Raw genomic sequence first — 12,455 nt, 5'->3', positions numbered from 1 at the left:
CCTGAGGAGACGCACATGGACGCGATTTCCTATCAGCGCGCGCCGGATATCGGCGCGGCGCTTGCGGCTGCGAGCCAGCCGGGCACGATGTTTATCGGCGGTGGAACCAATCTGCTCGATCTGATGAAAGGCGGCGTGATGCGGCCGGTCACGCTCGTCGATATCACGCATATCGATGCGTTGAACGGCATCACGGCGTTGCCCGATGGCGGCTTGCGGATCGGCGCGCTGGTCCGCAATAGCGATGCCGCGAATCACGCGTGGGTGCGCGAGCGTTACCCGCTGCTGTCGCAGGCGTTTCTGGCGGGCGCATCGGCGCAACTGCGCAATATGGCGACGGTCGGCGGCAATCTGATGCAGCGCACGCGTTGCTATTACTTCTACGACACCGGTTTTCCCCAGTGCAACAAGCGCAATCCCGGCAGCGGATGCGCCGCGCTTCAAGGCAACACGCGCATCCACGCCATTCTCGGCGCGAGCGCGCAGTGCATCGCGACGAATCCATCCGATATGAGCGTGGCGCTCGCCGCACTCGATGCCGTGGTGCGTGTGACCGGTCCGCAAGGCGATCGGGCGATTCCGTTTGCGGAGTTTCATCGCTTGCCAGGAGATCGGCCGGAACTGGATACGACCCTTAAGCAGGGCGAACTGATCACGTCAGTCGATCTGCCGCCGCCGATGTTCGCCGATCACGCGAAGTATCTGAAGGTGCGGGACCGGGCGAGTTATGCGTTCGCGCTCGTGTCCGTCGCCGCTGCGTTGCAGATGGATGGACGCACGATCAAACAGGCGCGTATTGCATTGGGCGGCGTGGCGCACAAGCCGTGGCGCGCGACGGCGACCGAGCAGGCATTGACCGGCCAATCGCTCGATACGAACACGCTGCAACACGCCGCCGCCCTCGCCGTACGCGATGCCAAACCGCAGCGCGACAACGCGTTCAAGGTGCAACTCGCGCAGCGCGCCATCGTGCGTGCGATTCAACAGGCCGGAGGTGTCGCATGAGCGTAATCGGACAACCGTTGGATCGCACCGACGGCATTCTCAAAGTCACCGGCCAGGCCCGCTATTCCGCCGACAACACCGACGCCAAACTCGCGCACGCGGTGTTGATTACGAGCACGGTGGCGAAAGGCCGTATCGCATCGATCGATACGAACCGCGCGCCATCCATGCCCGGCGTGCTGCTGGTGATGACGTATCAGAACGCGATGCGCCTGCCGAACAACGGCGTCCCCGATGCGCAGCCGCCCGCCGTGCGCAAGCTCACGCTGCTGCAAACGAACGAGGTGCGCTACAGCAACGAGCCGGTCGCGGTGGTGATTGCGGACACGCTGGAACATGCGCAAGGCGCGGCGCGCTACGTCGATATCCGCTACGAAGGCGCGATGCCGAACGCCGATTACACGCGTGCTCGCGCGACGGCGTATCAGCCCGACAAGATGATGGGCCGCGCCATCACCACGCAACGCGGCGACGTCGATGCCGGTTTGCGCCAAGGTCCGACACGATTGGACGCGGTCTACACGACGCCCTACGAACATCACAATCCGATGGAACCGCACGCGACCGTCGCGCGCTGGGACGGCCCGAATCTCACGCTCTACGATGCCACGCAAGGCGTTTCCGGCGCAAAAAGCGCGGTCGCGAAATTCTTCGGCATTCCCGATAACAACGTGCGCGTGATCTGCCCGTTCGTCGGAGGCGGCTTCGGCTGCAAAGGCTCGGTATGGTCGCATGTCGTGCTGGCGGCGATGGCATCGAAACAAACGGGACGGCCGGTGAAGCTCGTGCTCGATCGGCCGCAGATGTTCGGCATGATCGGCAACCGGCCGTTCACGGAACAGCGCATCAAAATCAGCGCGCGCGATGACGGCACTATGACCGGCATGCGTCACGACGTCATCTCCACGACATCGACGTTCGAAGACTGGACCGAAAGCTCGGCGATCGTTACGCGCATGCTCTACGCGGTGCCGAATCAGGCGACCACGCACAAGCTGGTGAAACTCGATATCGGCACGCCGACTTTCATGCGCGCGCCCGGCGAAACGAGCGGCTGCTTCGCGCTCGAAACCGCGATGGACGAGATGGCGTATCAACTGCGCATGGACCCGCTGGCGTTTCGCATCAAAAATCATGCGGCGATGGAACCGCAAGAGAAAAAACCGTGGTCCGAAAAGTCGCTGCTTCAGTGTTATCAGCGCGGCGCGGATAAATTCGGCTGGGCGAACCGCAGCATGCAACCACGTTCGATGCGCGACGGCAATACGCTGATCGGCTGGGGCATGGCGACGGCGACGTATCCGGCCAATCGCAGCGAGGCATCGGCGGTGGCGCGCATTCTGCCCGACGGCACCGCGATGGTCGCCTCCGGCACGCAGGATCTCGGCACCGGCACCTACACGGTCATGACGCAAGTGGCCGCCGACGCGCTCGGCTTTCCGCTCGATTACGTGCGCTTTGCATTGGGCGATTCATCGTTGCCGAAAGCGCCGGTGTCGGGCGGATCGCAATCGGCGGCGAGCGTGTCGCCAGCGGTGCGCGCGGCATGCACGCAGGCGCGCGATCAGCTTATTTCGATGGCGCTCGCCGACAAAGGCTCGCCGCTGTTCGGCGTTCCGGGCGACGACGTGCGCGTATCGAACGGCTGGGTGGTGAGCGTATCGAATCCCGACAAGCGCGATCCGGCCGCCGCGATCATCGCGCGAAACGGCGGCCGCGCAATCGAAACCTTCGCCACCACGAAGCCCGGCGCGGAGAAACAGCAGTTCGCGTTTCATTCGTTCGGCGCGGTGTTCGTCGAAGTTCATGTCGATGCGGACCTCGGCATTATTCGCGTGCCGCGTATCGTCGGCGTTTATGACGTTGGCACGCTACTCAACGAGAAGACCGCGCATAGTCAGTTGATGGGCGGCATCGTGTGGGGCGTGGGGTCGGCGTTATTCGAGAAGACCGAACTCGATGCGCGCTACGGGCGTTATACGAACGCGAATCTGGCGGAGTACCACGTGCCGGTGAACGCGGATATCGGCATGCTGGATATTTCGTTTATCGGCGAGGCCGATCCGCATATCAATCCGGATGGCGCGCGCGGGATCGGCGAAATCGGCATCACGGGCGTGGCGGGCGCGATCGGCAATGCGGTCTATCACGCGACCGGCGTGCGCGTGCGTGACTTGCCGGTGACGCTGGATAAAGTGTTGGCGTGAAATATCGGACGATGCGCGGCAGCTTTTTCAGCTTGCCGCGCCGTTCGATGCGCTGCACAATCGACGCTTCTCCCCACACGAGCAGCCGCGATGACCTATTCGTCCAGCGCGACCGGCATCCTGCTGGCAGCGGGCCTCGGCACCCGCTTCGACCCGTCCGGACTGCACAACAAACTGCTTGCTTCGTTAGCCGATGGCACGCCGGTGGTGTTTCAATCGGCGCGTCGTTTGTTGCTGGTGGCGGCGGAAGTCGTGGCCGTCGTGAGGCCGGGCGCGGAAAAGCTCGCGGATGTGCTGAACGAAGCGGGCTGCAACGTGATCTTCAGTATCGATGCCGAGCGCGGCATGGGCGCGACGCTGGCCGCAGCGGTTCGGGCGACATCGGAAGCGGAAGGCTGGCTGGTCGCGCTGGGCGATATGCCGTGGATCGAGCCTTCGAGTATCGAAGCCGTCGCGCGTCCGCTGGATGCGGGCGAAGCGCTGGTCGCGCCGGTTTATCGCGGAAAGCGCGGGCATCCGGTGGGATTCGGCATCGGGCATCGCGACATGCTTATGACACTTGATGGCGATGCCGGTGCGCGCGGCGTGTTTGCTACCGCGACGCCTTTCGTCGTGGAAGTGGATGATCCGAATGTGCTGCGGGATGTGGATTTGCCGGGGGATTTGGAGGGGCGGTAGCGCCTGCGTTTCCTACCATCGACATATCAACCGCAGATCGAAGATTAGTCAAGATACCTAATCGAATTGTCACGCCGCCAGCCCCACCTCATTTCCCGCATCATTCCCCACCGCCAGAATCCGCTGGCTCACCTCCAGCAGCGTCGCCCCGAATCCCTTCTGCGCGCGAAAATCCGTTCGCGCGCTGGTCACCACGCGCGGCCCCGCGCTCCACTCGATACGCGCGCCACTTCGCACCAGCGCATCGACGAGTGCGACGTCTTCGCTCGTCGCCAGCGGCGGAAAGCCGCCCGCCCGCAAATACGCACTCGCCGATACCCCCAGGTTCGCGCCATGAATATGCCGATGCCCGTCCGCATCCGTGTACATGCGGCCAAAGTGCTCGCGTACCGCGCCGGTATGCGGTGACCAGTCGCGCACGCCGATCACCCCGCACACCGCGTCCGCGCAGCAGTCGAGCTGGCGCGCGAGCCAGTCGTCGGCGACGGTGGAGTCGGCGTCGGTGAAAGCGAGCCAGCGCGCGCCGAGCGCCAACGCCCGTTCCGCGCCATGCGCACGCGCCATGCCGACGTTGCGCGCATCGATGCTCGTCACGTCCGCGCCGTGCGCACGGGCGGTCTCGCCGGTGGCATCGGAACAGCTATCGAGCACGACGATCACGCGCGCGTCTTCGCCCAGCAATTGATGATGATCTGCCGCGCGTCGCGCCGCGGTGACGCAGGCGGCAATGTGATCGGCTTCGTTATGGGCAGGGATGACGATGGCTAGCATGACCGCTCCGTTTGGCTTGTTCGTCGGCATGCGAGCCGCGATAGGCCAATTTCAGCAAAGGCTATTCCACCGTTTCTATCGACAAAACGAAGCGGTAGGCTGTTTCGCATAAAGGGTTCGACCAACCGTAAAAATTTGCTTAAAAGCAGTGGGCATCGCTAGAATCACTGTATGGATATACAGTACTTTTCATGCGCTAGCTCTCGTGCCTTCAACCAGAAAAAACGTCCCGCTCGATCCCTCTTTCGCCGCCTGGCGTCGTGCCGCGCGCTCGCTGCTTATCGAAGGCGTGCCGCCGCAGGAGGTGCTGTGGCTGGAGTCCGACGCATCGGCGACGGTGTTCGGCGTGGTCGATCCGCCGCCGCCCGGTTCCGTCGATCCGAACGCGCCCAAGCCGCCCAAGATCGCTCGCGAGTTTTTGTCGATGCTCGAAGCCGCCGCGTGTGTGCGCGTGCCGGATCGCTGGCCGTTTCTGTACAAGGCGCTGTGGCGATGGACGCAGGGCGACCGCGCGGTGGCATCGCGCGAAGATGAGGACGGCAGCCGGTTGCATCGGATGATCGAATCCGTGCGGGCCGAGGAAGACAAGATGCGCAAGATCCTGCGCTTTCGGCATCGCGACGATTCGCTCGGGCCGCCCGAGTTCATCAGTTGGTTCGAGCCGGTGCACGATCTGCTGGAGCACGCGGCCATGCACTTCGCCACGCGCATGGGCAACGCGACGTGGATGATCGCCACGCCGCACGGCGCGGCGTTCTGGGACGGCGCACTGCTGCGCGTGGATCGCACCAGCGAGCCGGAAGAAAAGCCCGCCGATTTCGGCGAGACCTCGGGCGGCATGAACGGCGAGGCGGTGAGCGGCGACGCCATCGAAGCGCTCTGGCTGGCCTATTACGAAAGCACCTTTGCCGAAGCGCATGCCAACGCCATCAAAATGGCCTCGCATATGCCGGTGCGCTACTGGAAAAGTCCGCCGGACGGTCGCGTCGATCCTTCGCTGATCTCGCGCGCCGATCCTTACTCGCGGCGCGATCGCCGGCCGCGCAACGTGCCGTCGGACATGGAAGTCGCGCTCGATACGAGTCTGGAGCCGCTCAAGGGCACATCGCTGAAAGAGCCGCCGTCGCTCGATGTGTGCAAGCGCTGTTCGCTGTGGCGCAACGCGACGCAGGCGGTGGCAGGCGTCGGTCCCGCCAATGCGCGCGTCATGCTGGTCGGCGAGCAGCCCGGCGATCAGGACGATCGCGAAGGCAAGCCGTTTCTCGGTCCGACCGGCAAGCTGCTGGATGAGGCGATCGCGGAAGCGGGACTGGCGCGCGAATCGCTCTATCTGACCAATGCGGTGAAGCACTTCAAGTTCGAAACGGAGACCGGCAGCGACGGCGAGCGTCTGCATACCACGCCTTCTCAACGCGAGCGCGAAGCCTGCCGCTTCTGGCTCGAAGAGGAAATGACGCGGATCGGGCCGAAGGTCGTGGTGGCGCTCGGCGCAACGGCGCTGAAAGCGCTGACGGGGCATCGGACGGCGTTATCGGAATATTTGGGGAAGACGATCGAGCACAAGGGGCGCATTGTCGTGCCGACGTATCACCCGTCGTATCTGATGCGGCTGACCGACGAGAAAATCCGCGCCGAAGTGTTCGGGACCATCGTGGAGGCGCTGGTGTTCGCGCAGCAGATTGCGGACGGCACGGCGAGTATCCGCACGCCGATCAAGCCGCGCTGATCGACGGAAGATGCAACAAGGCGCAACAGGAAGAAACAAGACGAAAGTGCCGTCAACGATCTTGTAAGCCACGCGTTATTACCGGTGTCGCGCCGCACTGGCGCTCTACGAAGGTCCAGACGACACCTCCATGGCCGCTCTCCCGCTCCAAGAACTTCGCCGCCAACAATCCCTGATCGCGCTCGTGCCGAAAACCGCCGGGCAACTGAACACCGAACGCGAGCGCATCGTCGCGCGGCTCGGTGTGCTGCTGCATGCGACCATCGCGCTGGCGCTCGCGGGCGCGGTGCTGATCGCGTATCTGCCGTTTTCGTCGGTGCCGAACGAATATCGCTTTGGCGTGCAGGAAGTGCTGGCGGTCGGCGTGTTCGCCACTTGTTTGTTCCTGCTGCACGAACGCGCCGAACTCGCGCTCGGCCTCTACAACTTCGAGCCGGTCGAGCAAACCACGCAAGGCGAACTGCGCGCGCTGCTGCATCGCGTGCCGGAAGGCGTGTCGTATCAGGAAAAACTCGCCGCCGATAACCGCACCTTCGTGACCGGCGAAATCGACGATATCCGCCGCCGCGCCGAAGCCTTCGCGCCGACGCCGCTGCCTTCGGAAGACGGCAACACGGAAACCTGATCGACAGAACATCGACTGCACTGCGTTATAAAACCGCCGGCCTGCGCCAAGCAGGCCGGCGGTTTTGCTTTTCGACTGCCGATTTTTTCAATCCAGCCGATGCGCCCTTGACGTTCCCTTTTCCGGCATCTTCAATGAGCGTAAGGCCGGGCGCGAAACGAAGCGCGCCAGCGCTACGCGGGCACGCCCGGTGCTTGCCCATGATTTTTGCCTCGTACGCCCGGTCGCCCTACACACCGTGGCCAAGCCCATTGCCGGAGCAAAGATGCGCGCCATCCCCCTCTCCATGCTGATCGAAAATCTGGTTCCCGATATGCCCAGCGCCACCGCATCCCTCGAACACGAGCACGACGATTACGACGCCCTCGTCGCTTTCCACGGCATCGAGCGCGAACGGCTGGTGCTGATCCATCCCGGCAGCCATCAGTCGGCGCCCGCCTGGCCCGCCGAACGATACGCCGATGTGGCAGACCAGCTCGCCGCGGACGGCTGGCAAATCGCCATCGTCGGCGACGCGCCGGAACCGGAGCGCACCGCAGGCGTTTTGGGCGCGATGCAAACCGCCGCGTTGTTCCTCGCCGGCGCGGTCGGCCCGCGCACGCTGCCGCGCCTGATCGCCGACGCGCGCCTGCTCCTTTCCGACGATGCCGCCGCGCCCTCGCCCGTCGCCAAAGCGCGCGCGCTCGGCACGCCCCATATCGTGCTCGCCGAGCATCCGCGCGATACCGACAGCGCCGCGATCATCGCCCGGGCGCGCGCCGAACTCTCCGGCACCCGCGACGCGCATCCCGGCCGGCCATTCACGCTGCATATGCCCGCCGAACACGACGCGCTTTAAGCGATAAGGCACAGGAACATCGACATGACATTCGACCTGCAAACCACGCCCGTCCCCGATCCGATCGCCGACCCGAACCGCGATCCGGAAGCCGATCCGCTCACGCCGCCATCGCCGGGACATCGTCCGGACGAGCCGCAGCATCCCGACGCGCCGCCCGACAAAGATCCGATCCGGCGCTTTTAAAAATTTACTGCTAATAGTCCGGGATTTCCCTCATACGCCTTCATTCGCGCCGCCGCGTGCCGTAAATCGGGCATGCGGCGGCACGTCGCCGTCGCCATCAAACGACCTGGCGCACTCATGAACGGAATGACGTTGAATAGAAAGCTCGGCTCGCTGATCGCCGTGCTGTGGATCGGCCTGATCGCGATTGGCGTGATCGGCGCGTGGCAAAACCGCACGTCGATGATCGAGGATCGCAAGGAGCAGTTGAAGACGCTGGTCGGCGAGGCGTACGCCATCACCACGTACTACGCGGCGCTCGCCGACAACAAAACCCTCACGCAAGACGATGCCAGGAAACAGGCGCTGGCCGTGATCGGCGCGATCCGTTACGGCACGGACGGCTATCTGTCGATCAACGACTCGCATCCGACCATGGTGATGCACCCGATCAAGCCCGCGATGAACGGCAAGGACTTGTCGAGCTATACCGATCCGGCGGGCAATCGCCTGTTCGTGGATATCGTCAAGGCGGGCGATCAGACGGGCGGCGGTTTCATCAATTATTTGTGGACGAAGCCCGGCAGCGATAAGCCCGTGCCCAAGCTCTCGTACTCGCAAAAATTCGCGCCGTGGGACTGGTATCTGGTCACCGGCATGTACATGGACGACGTGCAGAGCGCGTTCTATGCAAGCGCGCTGCGCTGGCTCGGCATCACCGTGCTGCTCGGCGCCATGGCGACGGCCGCGATGATCGTCGTGTTGCGCAGCATCCGGCGCAATCTCGGCGGCGAGCTGGAACTGGCGGTGGGCGCGGCGCATCGCATCGCGAATGGCGATCTGACGGCCAATGTGAGCGTGCATCCGAATGATACGACCAGCCTCCTGCACGCGCTGAACACGATGCAGCGCGGTCTCGTCGAAACCGTGTCTCGCGTGCGTCATGGGACGGAGAACATCAACGTGGGCGCATCGGAAATTGCGGCGGGCAATACCGATCTGTCGCAGCGCACCGAGGAACAAGCGGCGGCGCTGGTGCAAACGGCATCGAGCATGGAGCAGATGACGGCGAACGTGAAAAGCAACGCCGACAGCGCCGCGCAGGCCGCGCGCCTCGCCAGCCAAGCGGCGGACGTCGCCACGCGCGGCAGCGGCGTGGTCAGCGATGTGATCGATACGATGACGCGCATCACGGCCAGTTCGAAGCAGATCGGCGACATCATCGGCGTGATCGATGGCATCGCGTTTCAGACCAACATTCTCGCGCTGAACGCGGCCGTGGAAGCAGCGCGCGCCGGTGAGCAAGGACGCGGTTTCGCAGTCGTGGCGGCGGAAGTGCGCAGCCTCGCGCAGCGTTCCGCAACAGCGGCGAAGGAGATCAAAGCGCTGATCGAGACATCGACGGATACGGTGCAGCAAGGCGCATCGCTCGTATCTAATGCAGGCACGACGATGAGCGAAATCGTGCAATCCGTGCGGCGCGTGAACGAGATTCTCGATGAAATCAGCCACGCATCGAGCGAGCAGAGCGCGGGCATCGAACAGGTGAATCGCGCGGTGGTGGAGATGGATCAGGTCACGCAGCAGAACGCCGCGCTGGTGGAACAAGCCGCCGCCGCCGCGCACTCGCTGAAGGATCAGGCCGATATGCTGCGCGAGGCGATCGGCAGCTTCAAACTGCCGGCGTAAGCGTTCTTACGCGAGATATCGCTCGACCAGACGCGCCCAGTACGCCGCGCCGATCGGCAAATTCTTGTCGTTGAAATCGTAGTGCGGGTTGTGGACCATGCAGCCGTCCTCGCCCGCACCATTTCCGATGCGCAGAAACGTGCCCGGCCGTTCCTGCAGCATGAACGCGAAATCTTCACTGCCCATCAGCAAATCCGTCTGCGCAACGACGTTTTCATCGCCGACCAGTTCGCGCGCCACCTGCGTCGCGAATTCCGTTTCCGCCTCCGAATTGACCACGACCGGATAACCCGGCGTGACCTTCACGTTCGCCGTCGCGCCATAACTCGCGGCCTGCGCTTCCACCAGTTCCTTGATCCGCGCCCGCAGCCGTTCGCGAATCTGCGGATTGAACGATCGCACCGATAATTCCAGCGTCGCACGCTGCGGAATCACGTTGTTGACCGTGCCCGCGTGCATCGAACCGACAGTGACGACGGCGGGTTGCGCGGGATCGATATTGCGCGCGACGATGGTCTGCAAGGCCATCACGATGCTCGCCGTCACCACCACCGGATCGACCGCCATATGCGGCCGCGCCGCGTGCCCGCCGACCCCGACGATTTCGATCGACACCTGATCGCACGCCGCCATGAACGGCCCTTTGCGGAACAAAAATGTGCCCGGCTGCGCGCCCGGATGATTGTGAACGCCGAAGACCGCATCGCAATGAAAACGGTCGAACAGGCCTTCCTGAATCATGCGTTCCGCGCCGCTCGGCACGCCGTGTTCCTCGGCCGGCTGAAAGTACAGATGCACCGTGCCGTTGAAACGCTTCGTGCGCGCGAGATGACGCGCCGCGCCGAGCAGCATAGTCGTGTGGCCATCGTGGCCGCATGCGTGCATCTTGCCGGGCGTTTCGCTTGCGTACGGCTTGCCGCTTTGCTCGATGATCGGCAGCGCATCCATATCCGCACGCAGTCCGATACTCTTCGTGCCCTCGCCCGCGCTGAGCGTGCCAACCACCCCCGTCCCCGCGATACCGCGCGTCACCTGCCATCCCCACTCTTCGAGCCGTTGCGCGACCAGCGCCGAGGTGCGCGTCTCTTCGTAAGACAGTTCGGGATGGCGATGGATGTCTTGGCGAATCTCGCGCAACGCGGGCGCGTCGTCGGCGAGATCGGCCAAAACAGTAAAGCTCGCAGTGAAGCTCGACATGGGCAAACCTTTTGAGGATGAAAACGGAATCGCAAAACGGCGCACATCATGCGCCACTCACGCGGCGTGCGCCAGTTCCAATTTCACTTCGACCGACATGCGCGCGAGGGTTCACTCACTACACCTGGAAAGTGGCTCCATCGGTTTTAATGAAATGGCCCTGATGTCCGGAGCCAAATGTCTCTATATTTGTCCGTGAAAGCTCTGGCCTGGTCAGGCCGCCACAGAACCCAAGGAGATCGTCGCCGTGAATTCCCCTCTCAATAACGCCAGCCTGCAAGCCCGCAAAAATGCCGCCACGCCGCGCGGCGTCGGCGTGATGTGCGACTTTTATGCGGCGCGCGCCGAGAACGCGGAATTGTGGGACGTCGAAGGACGGCGTTTTATCGACTTCGCGGCGGGGATTGCGGTGTGCAATACGGGGCATCGGCATCCGCGTATCGTCGAGGCGATTCGCGCGCAACTCGATTGCTTTACGCACACGGCGTATCAGATCGTGCCGTATGAATCATATGTGTCGCTGGCGGAAAAGATCAGCGCGCGTGCGCCCGGCAAGTTTCAGAAGAAGACCGCGTTCTTCACGACCGGCGCGGAAGCCGTCGAAAACGCCGTGAAGATTGCGCGCGCGGCGACCGGACGTCCCGGCGTGATCGCGTTCGCGGGCGGTTTTCATGGCCGCACGCTGATGGGCATGGCGCTCACCGGCAAGGTCGCGCCGTACAAGATCGGCTTCGGGCCGTTCCCGTCGGATGTGTATCACGCGCCGTTTCCGAACGCGCTGCATGGGGTATCGACGGAAGCATCGTTGCGCGCGGTCGAGCAGTTGTTCAAGAGCGATATCGAGCCTGCGCGCGTCGCGGCGATCATCTTCGAACCGGTGCAGGGCGAAGGCGGTTTCAATCCCGCGCCGCTGGATTTCGTGCGCGGCCTGCGCAAGATCTGCGATCAACACGGCATTCTTCTGATCGCCGATGAAGTGCAGACCGGCTTCGCGCGCACCGGCAAACTTTTCGCGATGGATCACTACGACGTCAGCCCCGACCTCATGACGATGGCCAAGAGTCTCGCGGGCGGCATGCCGCTGTCGGGCGTCGTGGGCCGCGCGGAGATCATGGATGCAGCCGCGCCGGGCGGACTCGGCGGCACGTACGCGGGCAATCCGCTGGCGGTGGCGTCGGCGCATGCGGTGCTGGACATCATCGACGATGAAAAGCTGTGCGAACGCGCGGTCGTGCTCGGCGACAAGCTGAAAGCGAAGCTCGAAACGCTGAAAAGCGAAGTGCCGCAACTTGCCGATGTGCGCGGCCCCGGCGCGATGATCGCCGCCGAATTCCGCGCGCCCGGCACGACCGAACCGGACGCCGCGTTTGCCAAACTCGTGCAGACGCGCGCCCTCGAACGCGGCCTGTTGCTGCTCGTGTGCGGCGTGTATTCGAACGTGGTTCGCTTCCTGTTTCCGCTCACCATTCAGGACGCCGTGTTCGATGAAGCGCTCGCCATTCTCGAAGACGTGCTGACCGAAACGGTCGGCGCGACGGTTTGAGGTCCGAACGA

Annotated in this window: 11 protein-coding genes; 9 read left to right on the top strand and 2 right to left on the bottom strand. The window is 63.7% G+C overall.

The features are described 5' to 3' along the window. The first annotated feature begins 15 nt into the window (after positions 1-15). From P7F28_RS12320 to P7F28_RS12310, 3 genes are all read left to right on the top strand, one after another. Complete coding sequence (locus P7F28_RS12320) at positions 16-1,005, top strand: xanthine dehydrogenase family protein subunit M (protein WP_277184771.1); 990 nt, start codon at positions 16-18, stop codon at positions 1,003-1,005. After that, positions 1,002-3,212: a xanthine dehydrogenase family protein molybdopterin-binding subunit gene (locus P7F28_RS12315; RefSeq protein WP_277184761.1), complete on the top strand. Its 2,211-nt coding sequence runs from the start codon at positions 1,002-1,004 to the stop codon at positions 3,210-3,212. The genes P7F28_RS12320 and P7F28_RS12315 overlap by 4 nt, the downstream gene beginning before the upstream one ends. A gap of 90 nt (positions 3,213-3,302) precedes the next feature. Next, positions 3,303-3,890, top strand: coding sequence for an NTP transferase domain-containing protein (locus P7F28_RS12310; RefSeq protein ID WP_277184760.1), 588 nt, complete (start codon positions 3,303-3,305; stop codon positions 3,888-3,890). A 69-nt stretch (positions 3,891-3,959) separates the two neighbouring features. Here the strand turns inward: P7F28_RS12310 and P7F28_RS12305 are convergent, their stop codons facing one another. Then, a complete protein-coding gene (locus tag P7F28_RS12305) occupies positions 3,960-4,661 on the bottom strand; it encodes a glycosyltransferase family 2 protein (RefSeq protein ID WP_277184759.1) in 702 nt (233 codons plus the stop codon). 205 nt (positions 4,662-4,866) lie between these two features. Here P7F28_RS12305 and P7F28_RS33855 point away from each other — a divergent pair, with 205 nt between their 5' ends. The 5 genes from P7F28_RS33855 to P7F28_RS12280 all read left to right on the top strand — a co-directional run bounded on the left by P7F28_RS33855 (position 4,867) and on the right by P7F28_RS12280 (position 9,704). Next, positions 4,867-6,387 carry a UdgX family uracil-DNA binding protein gene (locus P7F28_RS33855; RefSeq protein ID WP_277184758.1) on the top strand — a complete coding sequence of 507 codons (1,521 nt, stop codon included), beginning with the start codon at positions 4,867-4,869 and terminating at the stop codon, positions 6,385-6,387. A 130-nt stretch (positions 6,388-6,517) separates the two neighbouring features. Beyond that, the gene (locus P7F28_RS12295; protein WP_277184757.1) at positions 6,518-7,012 is read left to right on the top strand and encodes a hypothetical protein; all 495 of its coding nucleotides are present in this window, start codon (positions 6,518-6,520) and stop codon (positions 7,010-7,012) included. A gap of 265 nt (positions 7,013-7,277) precedes the next feature. After that, complete coding sequence (locus P7F28_RS12290; protein ID WP_277184756.1) at positions 7,278-7,850, top strand: glycosyltransferase family 9 protein; 573 nt, start codon at positions 7,278-7,280, stop codon at positions 7,848-7,850. A 24-nt stretch (positions 7,851-7,874) separates the two neighbouring features. After that, positions 7,875-8,036, top strand: a complete 162-nt coding sequence (locus P7F28_RS12285; protein WP_277184755.1) for a hypothetical protein — start codon at positions 7,875-7,877, stop codon at positions 8,034-8,036. A gap of 126 nt (positions 8,037-8,162) precedes the next feature. Continuing rightward, positions 8,163-9,704 carry a methyl-accepting chemotaxis protein gene (locus tag P7F28_RS12280; protein ID WP_277184770.1) on the top strand — a complete coding sequence of 514 codons (1,542 nt, stop codon included), beginning with the start codon at positions 8,163-8,165 and terminating at the stop codon, positions 9,702-9,704. A gap of 6 nt (positions 9,705-9,710) precedes the next feature. Here P7F28_RS12280 and P7F28_RS12275 read toward each other — a convergent pair whose 3' ends face one another. Continuing rightward, on the bottom strand, positions 9,711-10,901 hold the full coding sequence (locus tag P7F28_RS12275) for a M20 aminoacylase family protein (RefSeq protein ID WP_277184754.1): 1,191 nt from the start codon (positions 10,899-10,901) through the stop codon (positions 9,711-9,713). A 247-nt stretch (positions 10,902-11,148) separates the two neighbouring features. Between P7F28_RS12275 and P7F28_RS12270 the strand changes: the two genes are divergently transcribed. Beyond that, positions 11,149-12,444, top strand: coding sequence for a 4-aminobutyrate--2-oxoglutarate transaminase (locus P7F28_RS12270; RefSeq protein WP_277184753.1), 1,296 nt, complete (start codon positions 11,149-11,151; stop codon positions 12,442-12,444). Positions 12,445-12,455: the final 11 nt, after the last annotated feature.

It is taken from the genome of Caballeronia sp. BR00000012568055, assembly GCF_029439455.1.
Taxonomy (GTDB): domain Bacteria; phylum Pseudomonadota; class Gammaproteobacteria; order Burkholderiales; family Burkholderiaceae; genus Caballeronia.
This window is presented reverse-complemented; position numbering and strand designations above follow the sequence as displayed.